Origin of the sequence: Yersinia nurmii (assembly GCF_001112925.1) — a bacterium.
GTDB classification, from domain to species: Bacteria; Pseudomonadota; Gammaproteobacteria; order Enterobacterales; family Enterobacteriaceae; genus Yersinia; species Yersinia nurmii.
In genome coordinates, this window is the sequence record NZ_CPYD01000006.1 from 140,977 (window position 1) to 162,942 (window position 21,966).

Genomic DNA, 21,966 nt, shown 5'->3' on the forward strand with positions numbered 1-21,966 from the left:
GAAAACCAAACGGGGCACCGGAGCGCCCCGCAGAGTTGTATTATCGAGACTTATTATGCTGTGGCTATGAGTGAGTCTAATTCATCTTTCACCGATTGCACTTGAGGGCCAATAACCACCTGTAAATTATGGTCGTTCAATTGGATAACGCCCAGCGCTCGGTTAGCTTTCAACACCTCTTTGTCCACTTTGCTCATATCTTTGACGGACATACGCAGGCGAGTAATACAGTTATCCAGCGAAACGATATTCTCCGCGCCGCCCAGCGCCTGCAAAATAGCCTCGCTGTTATAACCGGATTTACCGACTACACCCTGCGCTGGCGCTTTTTCTTCGCTGGCGCTGTCATTTTCGCGGCCTGGCGTTTTGATATTGAAATGCTGAATGGCAAAACGGAAAATCAGGTAATAAGCCACAAACCACAGGCTGGCTACCACAGGCACCCAATACCATTTAGTGGCGGTACCGTGCAAAATGCCGAAGACGACGAAATCAATCAGGTTTCCGTCGGTATTACCAATAGTGACCCCCAGCAGTGCCATTACGGTAAAGCCTAGACCGGTTAACAGTGCGTGGATCAGATACAGGAACGGAGCCACAAACAGGAATAGGAATTCCAGCGGTTCGGTAGTGCCGCCGATTACGCAGGCGACAACGCCGGAAATCAGCAATCCTTTAATTTTATGACGATTTTCCGGCTTGGCGCAGTGATACATCGCCAGCGCAGCGCCCGGTAAACCACCGAGGAAGGCGGGCATTTTGCCTTGAGACAAGAAGCGAGTCGCACTTTCTGAGAAGCCGGTAGTGGTCGGGCAGGAAAGCTGCGCTTGGAAGATAGTCAGCGCGCCACTGACGCTGTGACCGCAGACATCCATGGTGCCGCCAGCTTCAGTGAAGCGAATCAGTGCCACCAGTATATGGTGCAGGCCGAAAGGCAGTAACAGGCGCTCACCGCTGCCGAAGATCATCGGACCAAAAATTCCCGCGCCGTTAATCAAGCGGCCCAAACCGTTAATACCTGCGGCAAACCACGGCCAAATGAGAGGGATTAATAAACCGACTAGCCCCAGTACCACGGTGGTAATAATAGGAACAAAACGGGTGCCACCGAAGAAGGCCAACGCATCCGGCAGGCGAATGGTATTAAAACGTTCGTGCAGCAGGTAAACGATAATCCCCACGATCACTGCGCCCAAAATACCAGTATCAATCGACTGAATGCCTAAAATATTTTGGATGTTGTGGGTTTTCAGCACCAAGGGGTCGGTAGTCGGCAACACGCCGCTGGTGGTGAGATAGAAGTTAGTAGCCAGATTCAGCACCGCAAAACCGACGAAACCGGCAAAGGCAGCAACACCTTTGTTTTCCCGCGCCATACCTAAGGGAATAGCAATGGCAAACATCACGGGTAGGAAGCTAAAGGCGAAAGAGCCAACTTTGCTCATCCAGGTGAATAACAGCTGGAAAGCTGGGTGGCCTAACACAGGCAAAAGGGTAATAACGTCTTTGCTGCTCAACGAACTCCCAATGCCCAGCATAATGCCGCAGAAGGACAGTAAGGCGACCGGCAACATGAAGGTTTTCCCCAGACTCTGGAAAAACTCCCATAGCGTAATTTTTTGTTTTTTTACCGCCGACATAGGTGGCTCCTGGTGTGTGAATAAGGATCTGTTCTGTGGATCTTTAGCGTCCTGAGGTTAAATTAAGATAAAACGTTTAACCTAAATAATATGCGCGGCAAATCACAGTTATTGCGGCCTTTAACCACGGTAAATGAAATTCTGTGAGATACGCCCGAAAATGTCATTTTGTCGATAGAAACTCACTTGAACTCAGACTAATGAAAAACCGAGGATGAATTTTTCAGCCAGAGAACAGGCGTGCTGATGTGTTGACTCTGGCTGGTCTGCACGGCTTTTGGGCTGCAGGGCTTGATGGACACCGCTAATATTTGAGTGGGAGGTTAAAATCGCTATGTAGTGCACAGATACTGATTAAAAGGATTAATCGTTTTACCCAGATTATTGAATTGGGTGTAACATTTGCCCCGAAGCATAGATTTGTCTGCCAAAGGACGTGAGACAAAAATGATACCGAATAGCCGCGATGAATCATAAAAAGATCACCATTACCGATGTTGCCAAACACGCCGGAGTTTCTGTTGCCACGGTCTCGCTGGCCGTCAGTGGCAAAGGTCGTATTTCACCGACGACCGCCGAGCGGGTGAATCTGGCCATCGAACAGTTAGGTTATGTGCGTAATCGGCAGGCGGCTCAGCTGCGCGGTGGTCATTCCGGGGTGATTGGGTTGATTGTGCGCGATATCGGCGATCCTTTTTATGCGGCGATGACGGCGGGACTCAGCGAAGCCATTGAAGCAGAAGGGAAAGTGCTGTTTCTCACCCAAAGTGGCAAAGAAGGGAAAGGTCTACAGCGCTGTTTTGATTCCCTGATAGAACAGGGGGTTGACGGGCTGGTTCTTGGCGGAGGCGCGAATCAGGAAAGTGGCCTGAAAGAGAAGGCTGAGCAACAGGGCATTCCGCTGATTTGTGCCGCGCGTGCCAACGTATTGGAAGGTGTCGACGTGGTTCGTCCGGATAATATGCAGGCGGCAAAAATGGCGACAGAACTGCTGATAGGCAGAGGGCATCGTAAAATTGCTTATCTGGGCGGTCACGGCCATTCATTGACGCGGGCAGAACGATTGGGCGGATTTTGTGCCACGTTGGTGCAATACGGCCTGCCGTTTCGTTCGGACTGGGTGATTGAATGCGATAGCCAGCAGCAAGCAGCGGCTGATGCCGCGGAGCGTTTGCTTAGCCATCATCCCAACGTTAGCGCAATTATTTGTCATCAGGCATCCGTGGCGCTCGGTGCTTATTTTGGTATTCTGCGCACCGGCAGAGGAATTGGCAGCGCTGGAGTGGATACTTATCTCGATCAGCAGGTGGCATTAATCGGTTTTGGCGACGTACCCGAAGCGGAATTAACTGAGCCTCCGCTCACTTTTATTACCAGCTCGGCGCGAGAAATTGGCTATAGCGCCGGTCAGCGGTTGTTGCAGCGTATTGCCGGCGTCGATTTGCAATTGCAAAACGTTATTCTACCGCCGGTGCTTATTCGCCGTGGCTCGGTGTAGCCGATGCTATTTCTGCAGAAGGATCTATTTATCCTCTTGTTCCTGATGAGCTATAAACATCGCAATAATCCTATTCCATATTCGACGATAGCCGTCCGATAAAACGGGGGATACCGATCCTTTTCTCAATTCTGACAGCCCAACGATGATTTAGATATTTGGGCCATTTTTGAAAGTAAACTTTAGCATTCCCGATTCTAATAAGTCTCTAGAGAGATCTCGGCCTAATTCCATGCTTTTAGAGCCTGACGTTTAAAAACGTTTTACCAAAAAATGCCGGGTGCATTTTGCGAGTTTTATTCAATCAAGGATGGGATATATGTCAATTATCAGTTCTTCAACGCTGCGCCGCTATTTAAATTTAAATCTGACGACTAAAGAATTAAAAACGCTGGAAAAAACAAATCTGCTGAAGGTTTCAAATGTGGTAATGACATGTTTGAACAGTACGTTAAATAGCACAAAAAATACAGATAAAATCAATAAAATACAAAGCATCGTGGCAAAGATAAACGATGTTAGATATCTCGCCGTCGTAGATAAACGTCGTGATGAAGTCAGTAAAGAATTATCCGCTTTAATGCAGATGAAAGTGACCCTAACCAGATTAAAAGTCATAGAACAGGAAAAGGCTGCCGCCGCTGCGGATGAAGCCAATAAAATAGTCGCTGAAGTGAGGGAGGCTAATTATCGTCGATTAATTGAAAAAATTCAGAAAAAAGAAATCATCGCCGGTTTTATTTTTGCCAGTACCACGCCGCCTGGCATGAAAATCGACCCGGATCCGGTTATGGTTGAATTGCAAAAACTGCCGCTGAATATCTTAAAGACAGCAGACACTTTGGGGCAGTTTATAACACTGACCAACGATAATGTCACCAATCACCCTCGAATGAACGTACTGAAAGGTGTAACGCCGCGTGGGTGGACCAATGGCCAAACTTGGGATTCAGTCCCCGGAGTTGGGGCTTCGGGTATAGGGGTAAGCAATGGATTGGATGCCGATGAAACCGTACTGGCATTAACGCAACACGCCAACGGTGGCTGGCAATTATCTACGGCGCATGGTTCTGCCAATCTGGTTTTGCATGAGTACGCGCATGCCATTGATCGTAGTTTTGCTCAAAAGGCAAATATGGGAGATAACGGTTTTGGTGATGTTGGCGATAGTTTGAGCCGTCGTCAAAGTTTCCTCGATATATGGCAGGCGGAATTGGGATCAACGCCCCAAACCGATAGCAATTATTACTATTGGCAGGATGGTGATCACGGTGGTGCCGAAGAAGCCTTTGCTGAAGCCTTCTGCGATCTTTATGGGGGAACGTCCCTCCGCCCGTGGCCTAATATAAAAGCTTATATTGCTGCGAAAATGGCATCGATTAATCCTGTCGAATAGAAAGTTATCTTCGGCGTACTGATATTGCTGTCATTGTGCTTCGGACTGAGCTAAACCAACGCTTTATCGTCGTCTACCTTCCTTCTGGTGAAAATGTCTTCCTCGAGTTGTTAATCTTCATCTCCTTTATCATTAATTTTCATTCATCAATTATTACCTTTGGTTATCTCTAATCAAAATAAATCACCAATAATTAGCAACGCATTACCCTGAAAATCAAACGCGTCAGAATGTGATTGGGTGAAAACATTCAGGGATGAAACATGGCGTTATCAAAATGAGTGAGTGCATCGGATTCGTTATTGCCGACTATGGCACTGATGGCACAGAGAAATGCTGAATACCGCATTCACGCAGCGCACCGCGTTTGCCGGCTATGGAAAAAGTGGTTTTACTCAGGCTCAGTGGCGAAACCAACGACATCAAGCCTGTTGATATACTGATAGGTTGATAGAGACGCAGATGGTACTGCTTATCGATAGCAGGCAAAGGGGTCATAAAAAATGCCAGCCCTGCAAAGTGGCTGGCATTAATCATTCTGTTTCGATTTTAGCCCACTGAGCCGTTACCTGCGGGTAAGCGACTTATTGATCTGAATCGATATTACTCTGCGGCAGGGGCTTCAGCAGCCGGTGCTTCTTCTTCCTGCGGCATACCGCCAAACATACCGAACAGACCGGCAAATTCCTGCAGCGTCATTTTCTGACCGTTCAGATCAATTTTGTTATCAGCGAAGCTGAAGCTGCTGCTGATAACCTCATCTTTGGTGGTAGTCAGTTTGAACATCTGGCCCATAGCGGCAATGCCCTGAACCTGCTGAACGGCCATTTTAGCGGCTTCTTCAGCGCTGTAACCTTGCAAACGTGCAGCCTGAGTAGTGAGTTCGGTCGCCATTGGCATTGGGATTGTCAGGTTAGCGTCGATTTTCTTGATCGCACGCGTCACGATTTCTTCCTGGCTAGTGATTGGCGTTGTCACTTTGCTTGGATCGGCCAGTACTACGTCCAGTTTCAGGGCGCTTTCGCCTTTGCTGTTTTTCCAGCTCAGCGGAGAGATGCTGAAGCTAGGATCGCCTTTCAGCAGGCTTGGCAGCTTGGTCAGAACCAGCTCGGTCATCTGCAACTGGTAAGTTTCAGGATCGATGTTAGCGGTTTGCAGGCCCTGCATAGCGATTTGGTTGTATGAGGTAGTGAAGTTCTTCACTGCTTCACCGTCCAGACCGGCAAAGGTAAAGTTCAGCTTACCGGAGCCAAAGTCATTACCCTGAATTTTCAGGGAGTCCAGCGTGTAGGTCAGCTTACCGTTCAAGCTTTTGTCAGACTCGCCCATCTGCGAAGTCAGAGTAAAACCATCAAGAACCAGCGCTTCTTTGCCTTCCACGCTCAACAGAACTTGTTTGACTGATAGATTCTGGTCGCCGATGCTGAGATCAAACTTACCGGTCTTGCTGTCGTTCTTCAGGCTCAGACCTTTAACGGTAAAGGTTTCTACCTGATCCATTTCGTTTTTCTTGAACAGCACGATGCTATCGCTTTCGCCGCTCAGTTTAATGTCACGCATATCTTTAGAGAAAGCAGCGTCAAGGCTGGCACCAGAGAAGTTCAGGTTCAGGCCGTCTTTCTCGTAGGTGATAGGGATCAGTTTGATCGCAGAATCGGTGCTACCGTTATAACCAATACGCGAATCAGCGGTAAACGGTGATTTGCCTTTGGTGATGTCAAATAGGGCTTTAACCGCTGCGGTGTTTTCCAGTTCGGAGTGAACTGATGCCATGCTAGGGATCAGATTGAATTTCTTCAATTGAGCCATTGGGAAAGGACCGTGATCGATAGTTTCGATAAAGGCGATCTCTTCACCTGGCTTCATCACTGCATTTTCGCCGGTGATAGTCCCGTCTGGTTGCAGGATATAACGGACTTTACTACTGAAGGTTCCGCGTTGGTAATCGGTATAAGCCAGTTTCAGACCGGCTTGTGGCGCCAGTCGTTTAATTTGCGAATTGGCGTTATCGACGATTTCACCCATCCGCTGTTCCATTAATTTGCCGGTGTACCAAGAGGCACCTGTCCATGCAGCGCCGAGAACGACAATAACGCTGACAGCCACTAACGATTTTTTCATGGTTCTGTTCATCCTTTTCTAATTCAGCAAATTCAATACGTTGAACGCGGTTGTGGGCACAATAACGCCCATAAGCGCGTTATTGTGAATGCAATAGCTACTGATTGGCAACAAATAAGAAAGATTTGTAACACCAATTAGTTAAATAATGTTGTAAACCCGCGCAATGTGACCAGAACCACGGAGGTTTATAGGGGATTCATTGGCGGAAACAAAGCAGGATTCCCCCGGCTGTAGCACAATCTGCTGTGAGTCTTTTTGCACAATACTCTGTCCGTCGATACAAAAGATAATCGCCGCGCTGTTTTGCTCAACGTTTTCCGGCTCGTCCGTCAGGCGATGAATGGCAAAGGCAAAGTCATCCACAGGGATCGGGAAAATCAGCGCGTTACCCTGTTCCTTCGGCGCGGTGAGTAACGCCGACTCCGGCTTAGGAATAAATTTCACGTTAGCAACTAACTCGGGAATATCGATGAATTTCGGCGTTAACCCGGCGCGTAGTACGTTATCCGAGTTGGCCATCACTTCCAGACCCACGCCATCCAGATAGGCGTGCGGCGTTTCTGCATACAGGAACATGGCTTCACCCGGCTGTAGGGTAATCACATTCAGCAATAGGGGGGAGAACAAGCCGCTATCGTCAGGGTAGATTTGCGCAATATGACGAATAGTATCCCAAGGTTCGCCTCGCTGATTGTTCAGCGCGGATTTCAATACGCCTAGCGCTAACGCTTTTTGCTCGCCTTCCATACTCAACAGGCTGGCAAACAGCAGCGCCAGATGTTCCGCATCCGGCTGAAGCAGGAAAGCGCCGATATCCGGATGCGCCGCAGACACCGGCTGCAATAGCTCGACTAACTGCTCTGGCGTGCGGAAACCATTCATGGCGTGGAAAGGCGTCAGTGCATAAACCAGCTCCGGTTTATGGTTGGCATCTTTGTAATTACGTTCGGCGGCGTCTAAAGGAATACCGGCGGCATTTTCACGGGCATAACCGATTTCCGCTGCCTGCTTACTAGGATGAACCTGAATAGACAGTGGCTGAGCCGCGCAAAGCACTTTGAACAGGAAGGGTAGCTCACCAAAACGTTTAGCGACTGCATCCCCTAAATGGCCAGACGGGTCGCTATCGATAAATTGGCGCAGAGATTGTGGCTGCCCCTGAGCATTTAATATTTTTGAACTGCTTTTAGGATGCGCGCCCATCCACAGTTCTGCCATCGGGATATGTTGCGGATTAGGAATGCCATAAAGACGGGTCAGGGCATCGGTACTGCCCCAAGCGTAGTGTTGTACTGCATTGATCATCTTTTGCATGATTAAGGTCTGCTGTCTCAGTGGCTGAAAGGAATTCAAGCCAGATTGAAAATATAAGCTAGTAAACAATGAGGTTAGATGGGTTGCAAGGATTCCACACCGGGAATTGTGCTTTTTGCCGTAAATTCGCGCGACGCTCCAATAGGAAGGATAGCAAGGAAGAGAAGCCATCAGTGTTATTGGAGCTGATGTTTTGGTCGTTTTAACGGCTAAAAACCGCGGTATAAAAAGAAGGTTTCCGTTAATTGATAACTTAGGTCGATGGTTTGGTAATGAAGTTTGTTAATAAAAATACAGATTAATGACAGAGAGCTGAACGCCGGCGTATTGCCGCCAAACGGCTGGTGGGCCATAGGGTATAGGCGATGTTCGGAAACGGCTCAATCGACAGTTTACAAAAAATCAACATAAAAGTTATCACCCAGACCTACAATAAAGGCGACCCGGTCTCATAATGAGAATGATTGTTATGGCATGATAATTATTCTCATCAGCGGCTGTTATTGTCGCTGATGTTCGACACCGAATCATTTTGTTATCTGTGCTAAGGAGAGAGTCATGGCAGCCACTCGCATTGAAAAAGATTCAATGGGGCCAATCGAAGTACCCGCTGACCACCTGTGGGGCGCGCAAACGCAGCGTTCACTGGAGCATTTCCGTATCTCCCAAGAGAAAATGCCGACTGCGCTTATTCATGCGTTGGCGCTGACTAAACGCGCTGCCGCTAAAGTGAATATGGATTTAGGGCTGCTGGCGAAAGAGCGGGGCACTGCCATTATTCAGGCCGCCGATGAAGTGCTGGCGGATGAGCATCCTGATGAATTTCCTCTCTCCATTTGGCAAACCGGTTCTGGCACCCAGACCAATATGAACATGAATGAAGTACTGGCTAATCGTGCTAGTGAAATTTTGGGTGGCGTCAGGGGCAATGAACGACGGATTCACCCTAATGATGATGTGAATAAAAGCCAAAGTTCCAATGATGTCTTCCCGACAGCAATGCATGTCGCGGCGGTGATTGCGGTGCGTGAGCATCTGTTACCGGAGCTGAAAGTATTACAGAAAACGCTGGAGGATAAGGCTGAAGCCTATAAAGGTATCGTAAAGATTGGTCGTACCCATCTACAAGACGCCACGCCACTTACGTTGGGGCAGGAAATTTCCGGTTGGGCGGCGATGCTCAACTACAGTCTGCATCATATCGAAGCCTCCATTCCCCATATCTGTGAACTGGCGCTTGGGGGAACGGCGGTAGGGACTGGCTTGAACACGCATCCGGAATACGCAGGGCGTGTGGCTCAGGAACTGGCGAATCTGACCCAGCAACCTTTTGTGACCGCACCGAATAAGTTTGAAGCGCTGGCGACCTGTGACGCACTGGTTCATGGACACGGTGCGCTGAAAGGTCTCGCGGCGTCTCTGATGAAAATTGCCAATGATGTGCGCTGGCTTGCTTCCGGACCGCGTTGTGGCATTGGCGAAATTGCTATTCCGGAAAACGAGCCGGGCAGCTCTATCATGCCGGGTAAGGTTAATCCGACCCAATGTGAAGCCATGACCATGCTGTGTGCTCAGGTGATGGGGAATGATGTGGCAGTGAATATTGGTGGCGCGTCCGGTAACTTTGAGCTGAATGTGTTCCGACCAATGGTGATTCATAACTATCTACAGTCAATTCGTTTGCTGGCTGACGGTATGCGTGGCTTTAATGAGCATTGCGCCGCAGGTATCGAACCGAATCGGGATCGTATTACCCAACTGCTGAATGAATCACTCATGTTGGTAACGGCGTTGAATACCCATATCGGCTACGACAAAGCGGCCGAGATTGCCAAGAAGGCGCATAAAGAGGGGCTGACGCTTAAAGCGGCGGCGCTGAAACTGGGGTATCTGACGGATCAACAATTCGATGAATGGGTAAAACCAGAAGAGATGGTAGGTAGTATGAAGAGTTAGCTCTTCCTTAAGCTAATGATATAAATATTCATGATTAAAGCGCTGGCGATGGGAAAGCTGGCGCTTTTCATGTTTGAGATGACCGCCGTTGCTTTAAGGCAGGGTGCCGGTCAAATTCCAAATCATTCCGGTATCCATACTTTGATTCAATACGGAAATGCAGGCATTCACTGCGCCTCTTTGATTGATAGGATCTGTGATCGTTTGAACGGAATGCGCGATCATGGCTGCAGCCACAGTACCGGTTCCTATTTGAACTTGAATATTGGCATCTCCTGCCGCCGTCCTTCCTTGCATATCGAGACGCGCAGAGCCCACAGTATGTAACGTCCCGGGGCCACGGCCAAGGTCGGCATAATCAAGCAGAGCGATAACGTCCTGACAATCTCTTCGTTGTGCGGCGGTAGGGTTAACAATTCCGCGAATAGGATTCTGAGTATTTGTCTTAGTTAATGGCATAGTATACCTTCCAATTCATATTAGGATTATGGCATTGCGCCGTGAAACGCTGTGATAAATATAAATAATATCGAGCTCTATTAACTCGGGATTATAAATATGCATGATTCTGGTTATGAAAATAAAAAGCAATATATTGAGCTATTTAAATAAATCAAGGTGGAGAGCATATCAATTTATGTTTTTAACGTGATCAATCAATTTGTTATATTTTTTGTGAGTAATCAAGGCATTATGCGGTTGGATGAATTTATTAGCCTGCTATCATTTTGTATTTAACTATCAAAGTAAAACATTTTCATCACACAATTAATAATCTATATTGTGTGCGATGAGTATTAATCATAGCAATAAATAATAAGACTGCCAGAGAGATATAGATAATTTTTTCTCATAGCATCACTACGCGTAACTAAATGATTTAAGTTAAGGTTTATTTTGATAATAGGAAAATAAACCCTTGTTTCTTATAAGCGGATAAGCCGCTTGACTCATTCGAGGTCTGTATAAAGATGCAGACGCGGAATTAACAATCGTAACGGCTTAGCCTGTGGTTTATGTTTGTGCTTAATCTGCGCAGCATCGTAATTGGGTAGCTCTCCAATTTTAGGCATGCTTGCACCTAACTCGGTTTGGCATAAGGCAATTAACGGCATAGGGCAGGGGTGTTGCACCTGTTTTTGCTGCTCCTGGTACCAGACGCGAGCAATGGGCTGAACCTTGACTGGGCGTTTGATTTTCAATTTTGCGGTTTCTGGTAATCTTTGCACGTCGGCAATTTCTTTACTCACCCATTCGGCCCATTGCTCTTTGGTAAAGGGAGGCACGGCGCGGCCGGCATTTAGGCTCTTATTTAGCTGAGTCAGTAAATCCTCTTTGGTTATATTTTTAATTATATTCTTGTTTGCCCAGCCGAATCGCACTGAACTTGGATTTATCAACGGGGTGAGGGTGCGGTAGGTATTTAGCGTAATCAGGCCGTGCAGGTGAGTGTGAACGAATTCAAAGCGTTGCTCGCTGGGTAGGCCGGACTCAACGGTAATAATATGCTCCAACTGATGTTTCAATTGATTAATATGTTCAATCAGGGTGATACAGTCCCGATATTCCGTCTTATCCAAAGCGAAGCACAATACGCCGGGTAGGCGAACGGCCGCTTTGCTGCTGACATTTTGCTTATTATGATGAATAAACAGGCGACGGAAATGCTGCAAACCCAATTCGCGGGCTTCTTCTCCAACTACTGGCGTGACGTTAATCTGTTCAATCGCTTCATGTTCCTGGCCTTTTTCGATATCGGGCAGGGTGAAAACTTGAGCGGCCAATAATGGAAATTCAGCCAGCTGCTGGTGGAGCGACTCCAATGAGGATTCCAGTTGGTTAAAATGGGTATTCATTCTCAAAATCAAATCGTACTTATCCATAGGTCCATCTCAATAAAATGCCAACTTAGTTACAACATACATTGTGCTTCTCTAAAATAACAGTGCTCATACAAGCAACAGTGCAAAAACATCAAGGATAGTGCTCAATTATTCATGCATAACGAAGGGCGGCTCAGTGTTCAACATTATGATTAATAGAGCGGTTAGATTAATTTTTTCATAGGGTTAACTTACATGCTGGCCGAGTAGTGTAGCAGAATACGGGGGCGGCTATCGGATGGATATGTCTGACTTTTCGGTATCAACGGTTTTGGGTGTTCGCTATTTTTTTGATCGAACTGACGTTGATTATTATTCTCCAGAAAATAATCCTTTAGATGTGAATATGGGTAAATAGGCTCTGGCTGATGGCCAGAGCCACAAAGGTCAATATTCAGTATTTAAATAGGTGCAGCTTCAGGTAACACTCGTAAACGCTGGCCGACGGCCAAAGCAATAAGCAACAGCAAAGCGATAAATCCGGTAACGCCGTACCAGCCTAGATTCAGCCAGAAGATGCCTCCCAAGGTGCCTGCGACGCTTGAACCGGCGTAATAGCAGAACAAATACAAAGAAGATGCCTGCGCTTTAGCACGTCTGGCGCGGCGGCCAATCCAACTGCTGGCAACGGAGTGTGCTGCAAAGAAACCGGCGGTAAATATCATCATCCCAATCAATATTGCGATAACCGATGAAAATGCGGTAATCAATACGCCACCCAACATCAGGCCTATTGAACAGAGCAAGACTGAACCACGACCAAAACGAGTGGTCAGGGCGCCGGCTTTAGGGGAACTGTAGGAACCGGTGAGATACACAACGGACAGCAGGCCAACCAGCGCCTGACTCATTCCATAAGGTTCTCCCAATAGGCGATAGCCGATGTAGTTAAACAAGGTGACGAAACTGCCCATGATCAGGAAACCTTCGGCAAACAGCAGAGGCAGACCGGAATCGCGCCAGTGCAGTTTGAAGTTAATCGCCAGCGTTCTCGGGCGTAGCGAAGTGGCACGAAAGTGTCGGGAAGGCGGCAAAATACGCCAGAACATGAAAGCGGCGGCCAACGCAAACAGCCCAATCACCGCCAGCGATACCCGCCAGGAAAAAAAATCGCTTAAAACACCGGTAACCAAGCGTCCGCTCATTCCCCCAATCGAGTTACCGCTGATATACAACCCCATCGACAGCGCCACAAAACTGGGATGAATCTCTTCGCTTAAATAGGTCATGGCCACTGCCGCCACGCCGCTGAGGGATAAACCGATCAATGCGCGCATTAATAAGATGCCGTGCCAGCTGGTCATAAAGGCACATACCAGCGTGCAGAACGCTGCCAGCATCAATGACACCACCATGACCGGTTTGCGGCCAATCGCGTCGGAAAGTGGGCCGGTAAACATCAATCCTACCGCGAGCATTCCGGTAGCGGTAGATAAAGATAAGCTGCTACTGGCGGGGGAAATACCAAAATCTTGCGACAGCAAAGGCAAAATAGGCTGCACACAATACAGTAAGGCAAATGTCGCCAGTCCGGCGGAGAAAAAAGCCAGCGTTACGCGAATAAACTGCGGTGTGCCGCGTTGGATGTAAGGGCGTTTATTAATAGGTAAAGTCGAGGTGTGGCGGGCAGAGGCAGTATCATCATTGGCTGCCGGTGTCGGCGCTACAGAATTCGCAGAGCGCAAAGAGGTGTTCACTTTCATTCCTTATCCAAAAAACCACTATAAAACAGTCTGTTCGCCCCATAGAAAGGGGGAACACTGTGATCATAGGAATAGCGCAGTTTTTTGTCTAATATATTAATAATTGGAAATAAGACGTTTAACCTATTAATGGATTTTCATGTCAATCGAACTCAGACACTTACGCTATTTTATTGCTGTCGCTGAAGAGCTGCATTTCGGACGGGCGGCGGAGCGACTTCGGATTTCGCAACCGCCGCTGAGCCAGCAGATTCAGATTTTGGAAGAGCAAATAGGCGCCCGACTGTTAGCTCGGAATAACCGTAACGTTAGCCTGACACAGGCCGGAGAGCTATTTCTCAAAGAGGCTTACCAGATTTTGGCGCAGGTCAATAGCGCTGCGGAAAAAGCGGGGCGGCTGCACCGAGGTGAGCTGGGTGAACTGACCATCGGCTTTACATCGTCCGCGCCCTTTATCAGCGTGGTATCAAAAAATCTGCGAATATTCAGGCAGTTGCATCCGCATGTTCATATTAAAATGCAGGAAGTTAATACCAAACAGCAGATTGAACCGCTGCTCGATGGGCGTCTGGACCTGGGCGTTATGCGCAATACGCGTTTGCCCGATGCCCTACAGCATCGTTTGTTGCTACGGGAGCCTTTAGTCGCGGTAGTCCACGAGGAACACCCACTGGCCGCAGAGCCATTAGGAACGCTGAAATTCCATATGCTAGCGCAGGAACCTTTCGTTTTTTTCTCCCGCGAGGTCGGTACGGCACTGTACGACGAAATCCTGAATTTGCTGGCACGTAGCGGCATTATGCCTTACATCACGCAAGAAGTGGGGGAAGCTATGACCATCGTCGGCTTGGTGTCTTCCGGTCTGGGGATTTCGATCCTGCCTGCCTCCTTTACGCGGGTAAAAGTGGACGGAGTGAAATACCTGCCGCTGGATGAGCCAGAGGCAACGACCGAGGTGTGGTTGGTCAATCATCGTCATCGTCCGGTTACGGCTCCCGCTGACGCGTTGATTCGTTTAATGATACCGGATTCGGTGGCGGAACCTGTTTGAATAAACGCCTTAAAAGGTGATATGTACTGGGAATATGTGCAGTAAATCACATAACTAATCAAATAGTTGACGCCTTATGCCAAAAGCCCCAACATAGCCGTTAATATTTATTTAGAAGCGCGAAAATACTCGGTAAGTGGCAAAGAAGGAGCCGGTTTTGTGATTACGGATGGACAGCCTGGGCATATTGATCAAATCAAGCAGACCAATGCCGGGGCGGTATATCGCCTGATCGACCATTTTGGCCCAATATCCCGCATCGAACTCTCGAAACGCGCGCAGCTGGCGCCCGCCAGTATTACCAAGATTGTGCGGGAACTGGTTGAAGCTCATCTGGTAAAAGAAACCGAATTTCAGGATGTAGGCAGCCGCGGGCGTCCGGCTATCGGCCTAGTGTTGGATACCGAGGCCTGGCACTATTTGTCTGGTCGCATCAGCCATGGCAGCATCACTCTTGCGCTGCGGGATCTCAGCAGTAAATTGGTGGTTGAGGATTTACTCCCACTGCCAGATTCCCATCCCGAACCGTTGCTCAACCGCATTCTTAACGAAGTTGACCAATTCTTTATTCGTCATCAGGAAAAACTGGAACGTCTGACCGCTATCGCGATTACCATGCCAGGCATGATTGATGCACCTGCAGGTATCGTGCATAAAATGCCGTTTTATGATGTGGATGAGATGCGCCTCGGTCCCGAACTGGAGCAGCGCACCGGTCTGCCGGTATTCCTTCAGCATGATATTTGTGCTTGGACTATGGCTGAAGCCTTATACGGTGCTGCCAAAGGGAGCCAGAACGTCATTCAAGTGGTGATTGACCATAACGTTGGCGCAGGTGTGATCACCGCCGGTAGGGTACTCCACGCCGGTAATCGCAGCGTAGTCGAGATCGGCCATACTCAGGTTGATCCCTATGGTAAGCGCTGTTATTGCGGAAATCATGGTTGTTTGGAAACCGTTGCCAGCATTGAAAATATGCTAGAAATCGCCCAACAGCGGCTCAATGGCTCTATGAGTTCATTGCTACACAGTTCTCCACTAACGGTGGAATCGCTATGTGCCGCCGCAATGGCAGGCGATCAGTTAGCCAAAGATATTATTCTGGGCGTGGGTCACAGCGTTGGTCGGATTCTGGCTATTATGGTCAATTTATTTAATCCGGAGAAAATATTAGTCGGCTCGCCGCTTAATCTGGCGTCTTCTATTTTACATCCGGCAATTGAATCTTGTATTCGTCAGCAGGCATTGCCGGCTTACAGTGAAAATATTCAAGTAGAGTCCACCCGATTTTATAATCAAGGAACGATGCCCGGAGCGGCGTTGGTTAAAGAGGCGTTATATAACGGCTCTTTATTAGTGAAATTGCTACAGGGTTAATCCACTGTTGCTAATAACTTAGAGTTAATTATTAATAGGTATTAAACACTATTTCTCTGCTAATTACACGCGCGCCATCCGCCAGTTAGCTAAAAAAAACATTCCAGTCCGGCAAAACATTGCGCTAACGCAAGCTGTTTATCTTCGTCATCGCCTAGACTTTTAAGCCAATCGACAATTTCGCCAAGGTTCGGCGGGACTATTTTGAGTTAAAACGGCAAAATTGCGGAGTAATTCCTTTATGTTAACGCGTGTATTTGTTACTGGAACGGATACCGCCGTGGGTAAGACGGTGGTGTCTCGGGCTTTACTGCAAACTTTCAGTCAGCACGGTAAGAATGCTGCGGGATACAAGCCAGTTGCCACCGAAAGCAAAGAAACAGCGGACGGGCTGCGTAACGCAGATGCCTTGGTGTTGCAGGCTTCATCATCCATTGCGCTGGATTATTCGGCGGTGAATCCTTTCCCACTGCATGAGGATGTGATCCATGCCAGCATTGAAACCCTGATCGACTATGACCGGATGAGCGCCGGGTTAGCCGCGTTAGAGCAACAGGCTGATAGTGTCGTTGTGGAAGGCTGCGGTGGTTGGAGCGTGTTGATGAACGATCAGCGTTTTTATTCCGAATGGGTAGTGAAAGAGAAATTACCGGTTATTTTGGTGGTAGGAATTAAATTAGGCTGTATCAATCATGCTATATTAACGGCTCAGGCAATAATCAATGCTGGTTTACCTTTATTAGGCTGGGTTGCTAATAGGATTAATCCGGGTTTGGCGCACTATGCGGAAACTATTGATGTATTACGCCACCAGATACCTGCGCCACAATTGGGCGAGTTGCCTTATTTACCTCGGCCAGAACAGCGCGACTTGGTTAAATATCTTGATTTATCTCCGCTGATTAAAGAGTGAATCAGATATAATCTTTGCCTCATATCTCTTTTATTTTATATCCGATTCTGGCGGTTATATTTTCCGCTAAATCGGCGGCTTATCCCGAATGATAAACCGATATCGGTCTTATCCAGCGGGCAATTGCCGTTGCGATTACGCAAGATAATAATAAGCCTGGCAAGAGCGTGTATTCGCCAGTCATTTCGCACACCATCAGTGCCGCCATAATCGGCGCATGAGTGGTGGCTGCCAGCAGCGTGGCCATGCCGGTCAGCGCCATCAACAGGGCAATATGTTCACCTAAAGGTGGCCATAAGGCGAAAATCTGCCCAATTAGCATTCCTAAGGCTGCCCCGACAAATAACGTCGGGGTAAATACCCCTCCGGGCGCACCAGAACCGCTACTGGCTAATACCGCAATTAATTTACAGATCAGAATCCCGCCAATCAGCAATATTCCCGGTGGTACTGCCAGCATCGATTGCACCACGCTATAACCATTCCCCCACACTTCAGGAAATATCAGCGACAGTAAACCAACGATAATTCCCCCCAGCCCCAACTGAAGCGGCAGGGATAAATTTAGGGAACGAAAAGCATTACCGCTGGCGGTCATGGCTTTCAGAAAGATCGGCCCGCTAAATCCGGCAATCACGCCCAATGTGGCCATCAGCAGATATTGCATCGGTAACGGAGAGGGAAGCGCCTGCACCTGATATAACGGTGCCTGTTCGCCTAATAGCATATTGGTGGTTAACAGCGCCGTCACTGCGGCAATAATCACAGGGCCTAGCGAAGCCAGCATTAAAGTACCAAACAGAATTTCGGCAATAAATAGGCTACCCGCTAGCGGGGCGTGATAAGCACTGGCCATACCGGCGGCCGCGCCGCAGGCGACCCACAGTTTCCACTCGTTAGCTTTGGCATAGCGTTGAGCAAAAACCGATGCAAAAAGCGCCGCCAGCAACACCATGGCGCCTTCGCGGCCAATAGCGCTACCGCTTGATACCACCAAAAGAGAAGCGAAAGACTTAACCAGACTGGCAGACATATCGAGACGACCATCGCCGACTTCGATTGCCTCCATATAATCAGTAGGGGCTGCGGGCCGCTGATGGCGATAGCGCTGGAATAACCACAGCACGCCACCTGCGACTAATCCACCCAGCGCCGGCGTCAACGCACGCCGCCAGCCAGAAATCGAGGAGGCAGCGGCCACCAAACTACCATCGGTACGGGCAAATAGCAGCCACTCTAATCCCAACATGCCGCGGTGGAACAGCCAGACAATGACCGCCGAAGTCATTCCCAGCATGATTGCAATTAGCAATCGCCGTAGCATGGCGCGATAAAAATAATGGTGGAGTGGTTTTTTCATGCGTCGCGAGTTAACTGATTGAATTCAGACCACCATTGTTACTTGGCCTGATGTGAATGGCTAGTGAATATTTAGCCTGGGTCAATACGGCGAAAAATGTGGGAAGTATTCATGAAAGAAGCACAAAGAAAGCAAAATGGAAGGATTTAACAAGCAAGAAGCTCCCGCCAAAAGCTGGTCGCAAGGCGGGAGAAAGAGACTTAGCGTTATTTTTCAGATGTCAGCGTAAAATAGCTGGTCATCAAATTACGATAATCAGGAATGTGGTTGGAGAACAGCGCGCCCAGACCCTCTACGTCATTGCGCCAGTCTCGGTGCAATTCGCAGGCGGCGCCAAACCATGTCATCAACTGCGCACCGGCGGCAGACATACGATCCCATGCAGCATCGCGAGTTAACGGATTGAAGGTGCCGGAAGCATCGGTAATCACGAATACATCAAAACCTTCTTCTAACGCGGACAGTGCTGGGAAAGCCACGCAAACCTCGGTTACCACACCCGCGATAATCAGCTGTTTCTTACCGGTGGCTTTAATCGCTTTAACAAAGTCTTCGTTGTCCCAAGCGTTAATTTGTCCTGGTCGGGCAATATAAGGGGCATCCGGGAACAGAGCTTTCAGCTCAGGAACCAGCGGGCCGTTAGGACCGGTTTCAAAACTGGTCGTCAAAATGGTCGGTAAGTTAAAATACTTAGCCAGATCGGCCAATGCTAACACGTTATTTTTAAACTTATCCGGATCGATGTCCCGCACCAGAGACAACAAACCCGCCTGATGATCTACCAGCAACACAGCTGCATTGTCTTTATCGAGACGTACATATGGTTTGTTCATTTCTCACTCCATTGTTTACTACCTGAATGACCGTTGGTTGATATAAACCAACCAAACAGCGTGTAATCAGCTGCTAATTCCGCTGAGCAACTGTGCAATAAAGTATAGATAAAGTTCCAATAAGTGATAAGTAGGTCAAATTAAGCCACAGTGTTCCATAAAAAGAACAATGGGCATGTGCGAAGGAAGAGAAAACCCTATTACTGAACGGAGGAACAGCGCACTTTAGACGGGATCACCGCGAGGAATTGTGGAATTGAGAAACTGTAAAAATAGAAAAGGGCGCAACCCGCGCGCCCTGACGGATATAACTTAACGACACTATTCGCCGTTGGTAATCCGAGTATAAACAATTTTTTGCGTATCGTTCTCGCAGTGCCCAACAACCTGACCGCCAGCTTTTTCAACCTGATCGTTAGGTACGATCTCCAGTGTAAAACCAGACTCCGGTACACCGTTATTGATAATCTTTTGCGCAATATCCGCTTTCACGCTTTCGCAAGATGCCTGTGCGGCCAAAGGCGCAACCGCCAGTAACAATGTGCCGATAAGAAGCGTTTTTTTCATCAGTAAGTCCTTATTTAGGATGAATTGCTTGTGTCGCTAATAGTAGTTCAGACAGCCTGAACTTCAAGTAAAAAGCACCTTTCTTACCTATTAAGGATTAATCTTATGGCCACTTTGACGGTCTAAACAACGCTGGGTATTAGGTTCCCAATAGGCATTAAAATTAGAGCTGCTCAGGCATTTATCCTTAGCATCTTCAGCAACATCGTATTTGTCGAAATCTTTCTCTTTACGCGTATTAACCTTATTACGTAGGCGGCGGGTTTCATCCCACTGCTCTTTGCTCTGACGGGCGGCTTCTTTCGCCAGAGGATCATTGGCATTATTGCCACCAACGGTAACGCAGGTGCTTCCTTGCGAACAATGACTCAATTGCGCTTGCGCCATAGAGATCCAAGATAAAGGTAGCATCAATACCGCAGCAGGTAACAGAACGCGCAATGCGATACGCAATCGATTGTTTTTCATCATTAAATCCTTCTTTATCGATGAGTTAAGTGACTCATTTTGTTTAAGCATACAAACTTATAGATAAACTATATCATTGCTCTGTGACGATGTACCCACTACCGCAGAGTCATTTAACCTTTAGAGAGAAAACTCGTTGTTATGTTGAAGACTTCATTACTTTTTTTTGCCACTGCACTCGCAGAGATTATAGGCTGTTTCCTGCCTTATCTCTGGTTGAGGAAAGGGGCATCGGCCTGGCTGCTATTACCGGCTGCGGCAAGTTTAGGCCTGTTCGTCTGGTTATTAACGCTACATCCGGCGGCAAGTGGGCGAGTGTATGCGGCCTACGGCGGTGTTTACGTGGCCACAGCCTTAATCTGGCTGCGAGTGGTAGATGGCATAAAACTGTCAATGCTTGACTGGTTAGGTGCAGGTATTGCATTGATAGGTATGTTGATTATCGTGGCTGGTTGGCGGGTTAATTAGCGGAAACGAATGAAAGTAATCAGTGAAAATAGAGCGCAGTGACTTCACTGCGCTCGATCCGATACCACGTATTATGACTCTCGATGAATGTTCAATCCAGCGAATGATTGGCTGACCGGCATCATTTCTAACGTATTAATATTGACGTGAGCAGGCAGGGTAGCTACCCAATATACCGCGCCAGCAATATCTTCTGGCATCAATGGGTTAGCTCCATCGTAGGTTTTATTCACCTTTTCATCATCCCCTTTGAAGCGCACGGAGGAAAACTCGGTTCCTCCGACCAATCCGGGTTCAATATCCGTCACGCGAATACGCGTTCCGTGTAAATCCGCTCGCAGTCCCAGGCTAAATTGCTTCACAAAGGCTTTAGTGGCTCCATATACGTTGCCACCGGCATATGGCCAGTTTGCCGCGGTAGAGCCAATATTAATCACGTGGCCAATATTCCGGCTGACCATTTCTGGTAGCAACGCGCGAGTCATATTCACCAAACCCTTGGTATTGGTATCGATCATGGTTTCCCAATCATCGGCATTGGCTTTGTGCGCGGGCTCCAAACCTAATGCCAAACCGGCGTTGTTTACCAATACATCGATATTTCGCAGTGATGTAGGCAATTCGTCAATAGCCTGCTGAATGGCGGCGCGATTACGTACGTCTAACCGCAAAATATGCAGGGCTTCACCTAATTCGTTCTTAAGTTGCTCCAGTTTTTCTAAACGACGTCCGCTGGCAATCACTTGATGGCCGTGGCTGACAAATTTACGGGCAATGGCTTCGCCAAAACCGGAGGTTGCACCTGTGACAAAAACGATCATATTCCGTTCCTTACCAATAAAGTGGGGCGATAACTGATTTTATATCATTAGCATACTCGGATAATTTTTATCTCGATATAATTACCATTACTTGAAAAGAGTCGGAACTCAATGGGGTGATGGTGGTTAAATAGTCACCGAACGCACCGGTAGGTACCGTTATCTTCTGTTGCTTTATCAGAGGCAGGTTCATCAAGATTAAGCAAGAAGGGCACTGACAGTGCAGGTAAATATAATACCGGAGATAAATATAATTTCGCTTTGATTCGCTACAAGCCACGGCCTTTATCCCGAGTGATTTAATACATTAAGGGTAAATAACAGGTTGCAAGAGAATCTCACTAAAAATCATCGATTCCACTTACCTCAGACAAAAATGAATCGTAACGCATCCATATTTGCAGTGATAATGAAATGATAAAAGTCTGGCGCCCATATGAATGGCGCCAGAAACGTTAGAGAATAATTTATTGTTTAATATTTTGGTAAATCTATATTGATAAGTTAGAGTGTCGCTTTGTAGTGCTGTGAGTAATAAACTTCAATCAGAATATTATGTTTTTATTTGTTATCGTAGATTATGTGAAAATAAAA

Annotated in this window: 19 protein-coding genes; 7 read left to right on the top strand and 12 right to left on the bottom strand. The window is 47.7% G+C overall.

Translation table 11 applies throughout. The features are described 5' to 3' along the window. Positions 1–53: 53 nt before the first annotated feature. A complete protein-coding gene (gene malX / locus AD970_RS09680; protein WP_049598304.1) occupies positions 54–1,640 on the bottom strand; it encodes a maltose/glucose-specific PTS transporter subunit IIBC in 1,587 nt (528 codons plus the stop codon). A 466-nt stretch (positions 1,641–2,106) separates the two neighbouring features. Here malX and malI point away from each other — a divergent pair, with 466 nt between their 5' ends. Both malI and AD970_RS18490 read left to right on the top strand, forming a co-directional pair. Continuing rightward, positions 2,107–3,138 carry a Mal regulon transcriptional regulator MalI gene (gene malI, locus AD970_RS09685; protein ID WP_049598305.1) on the top strand — a complete coding sequence of 344 codons (1,032 nt, stop codon included), beginning with the start codon at positions 2,107–2,109 and terminating at the stop codon, positions 3,136–3,138. Positions 3,139–3,457: 319 nt separating this feature from the next. Further along, complete coding sequence (locus tag AD970_RS18490) at positions 3,458–4,534, top strand: anthrax toxin lethal factor-related metalloendopeptidase (protein ID WP_053215268.1); 1,077 nt, start codon at positions 3,458–3,460, stop codon at positions 4,532–4,534. A 309-nt stretch (positions 4,535–4,843) separates the two neighbouring features. Here the strand turns inward: AD970_RS18490 and AD970_RS09695 are convergent, their stop codons facing one another. The 3 genes from AD970_RS09695 to manA all read right to left on the bottom strand — a co-directional run bounded on the left by AD970_RS09695 (position 4,844) and on the right by manA (position 7,972). After that, positions 4,844–5,032, bottom strand: coding sequence for a hypothetical protein (locus AD970_RS09695; RefSeq protein WP_157045500.1), 189 nt, complete (start codon positions 5,030–5,032; stop codon positions 4,844–4,846). Positions 5,033–5,137: 105 nt separating this feature from the next. Then, positions 5,138–6,655, bottom strand: a complete 1,518-nt coding sequence (locus AD970_RS09700; RefSeq protein ID WP_053215269.1) for a YdgA family protein — start codon at positions 6,653–6,655, stop codon at positions 5,138–5,140. A 141-nt stretch (positions 6,656–6,796) separates the two neighbouring features. Then, on the bottom strand, positions 6,797–7,972 hold the full coding sequence (gene manA, locus AD970_RS09705) for a mannose-6-phosphate isomerase (RefSeq protein ID WP_049598308.1): 1,176 nt from the start codon (positions 7,970–7,972) through the stop codon (positions 6,797–6,799). A gap of 558 nt (positions 7,973–8,530) precedes the next feature. Between manA and fumC the strand changes: the two genes are divergently transcribed. Further along, positions 8,531–9,928 (top strand): class II fumarate hydratase, encoded by a 1,398-nt coding sequence (gene fumC, locus AD970_RS09710; protein WP_049598310.1) that lies wholly within the window; start codon positions 8,531–8,533, stop codon positions 9,926–9,928. Between the two features lie 93 nt (positions 9,929–10,021). Here fumC and AD970_RS18845 read toward each other — a convergent pair whose 3' ends face one another. From AD970_RS18845 to AD970_RS09725, 3 genes are all read right to left on the bottom strand, one after another. Then, positions 10,022–10,387 carry a hypothetical protein gene (locus AD970_RS18845; RefSeq protein ID WP_072080628.1) on the bottom strand — a complete coding sequence of 122 codons (366 nt, stop codon included), beginning with the start codon at positions 10,385–10,387 and terminating at the stop codon, positions 10,022–10,024. 491 nt (positions 10,388–10,878) lie between these two features. Further along, positions 10,879–11,811: a DNA replication terminus site-binding protein gene (gene tus / locus AD970_RS09720; protein ID WP_049598312.1), complete on the bottom strand. Its 933-nt coding sequence runs from the start codon at positions 11,809–11,811 to the stop codon at positions 10,879–10,881. 401 nt (positions 11,812–12,212) lie between these two features. Further along, positions 12,213–13,508 (bottom strand): MFS transporter, encoded by a 1,296-nt coding sequence (locus AD970_RS09725; RefSeq protein ID WP_049598402.1) that lies wholly within the window; start codon positions 13,506–13,508, stop codon positions 12,213–12,215. A 145-nt stretch (positions 13,509–13,653) separates the two neighbouring features. Here AD970_RS09725 and AD970_RS09730 point away from each other — a divergent pair, with 145 nt between their 5' ends. The 3 genes from AD970_RS09730 to bioD all read left to right on the top strand — a co-directional run bounded on the left by AD970_RS09730 (position 13,654) and on the right by bioD (position 16,855). After that, positions 13,654–14,565, top strand: coding sequence for a LysR family transcriptional regulator (locus tag AD970_RS09730; RefSeq protein WP_049598313.1), 912 nt, complete (start codon positions 13,654–13,656; stop codon positions 14,563–14,565). 159 nt (positions 14,566–14,724) lie between these two features. Further along, positions 14,725–15,942: a sugar metabolism global transcriptional regulator Mlc gene (mlc, locus tag AD970_RS09735; RefSeq protein WP_049598314.1), complete on the top strand. Its 1,218-nt coding sequence runs from the start codon at positions 14,725–14,727 to the stop codon at positions 15,940–15,942. A gap of 241 nt (positions 15,943–16,183) precedes the next feature. After that, positions 16,184–16,855, top strand: coding sequence for a dethiobiotin synthase (bioD, locus tag AD970_RS09740; protein WP_049598316.1), 672 nt, complete (start codon positions 16,184–16,186; stop codon positions 16,853–16,855). A 79-nt stretch (positions 16,856–16,934) separates the two neighbouring features. Here the strand turns inward: bioD and clcB are convergent, their stop codons facing one another. The 4 genes from clcB to AD970_RS09760 form a co-directional block, all read right to left on the bottom strand. Beyond that, positions 16,935–18,215 (bottom strand): voltage-gated ClC-type chloride channel ClcB, encoded by a 1,281-nt coding sequence (clcB, locus tag AD970_RS09745; RefSeq protein ID WP_049598317.1) that lies wholly within the window; start codon positions 18,213–18,215, stop codon positions 16,935–16,937. A 206-nt stretch (positions 18,216–18,421) separates the two neighbouring features. After that, on the bottom strand, positions 18,422–19,048 hold the full coding sequence (gene ycaC, locus AD970_RS09750) for an isochorismate family cysteine hydrolase YcaC (RefSeq protein ID WP_049598318.1): 627 nt from the start codon (positions 19,046–19,048) through the stop codon (positions 18,422–18,424). A gap of 321 nt (positions 19,049–19,369) precedes the next feature. After that, positions 19,370–19,615 carry a DUF1161 domain-containing protein gene (locus tag AD970_RS09755; RefSeq protein ID WP_049598320.1) on the bottom strand — a complete coding sequence of 82 codons (246 nt, stop codon included), beginning with the start codon at positions 19,613–19,615 and terminating at the stop codon, positions 19,370–19,372. A gap of 90 nt (positions 19,616–19,705) precedes the next feature. After that, the gene (locus tag AD970_RS09760) at positions 19,706–20,083 is read right to left on the bottom strand and encodes a DUF1283 family protein (protein WP_049598321.1); all 378 of its coding nucleotides are present in this window, start codon (positions 20,081–20,083) and stop codon (positions 19,706–19,708) included. A gap of 141 nt (positions 20,084–20,224) precedes the next feature. On the opposite strand from AD970_RS09760, the gene AD970_RS09765 reads away from it, so the two are divergent. Further along, the gene (locus AD970_RS09765) at positions 20,225–20,551 is read left to right on the top strand and encodes a YnfA family protein (RefSeq protein WP_049598323.1); all 327 of its coding nucleotides are present in this window, start codon (positions 20,225–20,227) and stop codon (positions 20,549–20,551) included. A 71-nt stretch (positions 20,552–20,622) separates the two neighbouring features. Here AD970_RS09765 and ydfG read toward each other — a convergent pair whose 3' ends face one another. Continuing rightward, positions 20,623–21,372 (bottom strand): bifunctional NADP-dependent 3-hydroxy acid dehydrogenase/3-hydroxypropionate dehydrogenase YdfG, encoded by a 750-nt coding sequence (ydfG, locus tag AD970_RS09770; protein ID WP_049598324.1) that lies wholly within the window; start codon positions 21,370–21,372, stop codon positions 20,623–20,625. Positions 21,373–21,966: the final 594 nt, after the last annotated feature.

Excerpts from the sequence above, each read along its gene's own strand:
- malX (WP_049598304.1), bottom strand. The coding sequence starts at position 1,640 with ATGTCGGCGGTAAAAAAACAAAAAATTACGCTATGGGAGTTTTTCCAG.
- malI (WP_049598305.1), top strand. The coding sequence starts at position 2,107 with ATGAATCATAAAAAGATCACCATTACCGATGTTGCCAAACACGCCGGA.
- AD970_RS18490 (WP_053215268.1), top strand. The coding sequence starts at position 3,458 with ATGTCAATTATCAGTTCTTCAACGCTGCGCCGCTATTTAAATTTAAAT.
- AD970_RS09695 (WP_157045500.1), bottom strand. The coding sequence starts at position 5,032 with ATGACCCCTTTGCCTGCTATCGATAAGCAGTACCATCTGCGTCTCTAT.
- AD970_RS09700 (WP_053215269.1), bottom strand. The coding sequence starts at position 6,655 with ATGAAAAAATCGTTAGTGGCTGTCAGCGTTATTGTCGTTCTCGGCGCT.
- manA (WP_049598308.1), bottom strand. The coding sequence starts at position 7,972 with ATGCAAAAGATGATCAATGCAGTACAACACTACGCTTGGGGCAGTACC.
- fumC (WP_049598310.1), top strand. The coding sequence starts at position 8,531 with ATGGCAGCCACTCGCATTGAAAAAGATTCAATGGGGCCAATCGAAGTA.
- AD970_RS18845 (WP_072080628.1), bottom strand. The coding sequence starts at position 10,387 with ATGCCATTAACTAAGACAAATACTCAGAATCCTATTCGCGGAATTGTT.
- tus (WP_049598312.1), bottom strand. The coding sequence starts at position 11,811 with ATGGATAAGTACGATTTGATTTTGAGAATGAATACCCATTTTAACCAA.
- AD970_RS09730 (WP_049598313.1), top strand. The coding sequence starts at position 13,654 with ATGTCAATCGAACTCAGACACTTACGCTATTTTATTGCTGTCGCTGAA.
- bioD (WP_049598316.1), top strand. The coding sequence starts at position 16,184 with ATGTTAACGCGTGTATTTGTTACTGGAACGGATACCGCCGTGGGTAAG.
- clcB (WP_049598317.1), bottom strand. The coding sequence starts at position 18,215 with ATGAAAAAACCACTCCACCATTATTTTTATCGCGCCATGCTACGGCGA.
- ycaC (WP_049598318.1), bottom strand. The coding sequence starts at position 19,048 with ATGAACAAACCATATGTACGTCTCGATAAAGACAATGCAGCTGTGTTG.
- AD970_RS09755 (WP_049598320.1), bottom strand. The coding sequence starts at position 19,615 with ATGAAAAAAACGCTTCTTATCGGCACATTGTTACTGGCGGTTGCGCCT.
- AD970_RS09760 (WP_049598321.1), bottom strand. The coding sequence starts at position 20,083 with ATGAAAAACAATCGATTGCGTATCGCATTGCGCGTTCTGTTACCTGCT.
- AD970_RS09765 (WP_049598323.1), top strand. The coding sequence starts at position 20,225 with ATGTTGAAGACTTCATTACTTTTTTTTGCCACTGCACTCGCAGAGATT.
- ydfG (WP_049598324.1), bottom strand. The coding sequence starts at position 21,372 with ATGATCGTTTTTGTCACAGGTGCAACCTCCGGTTTTGGCGAAGCCATT.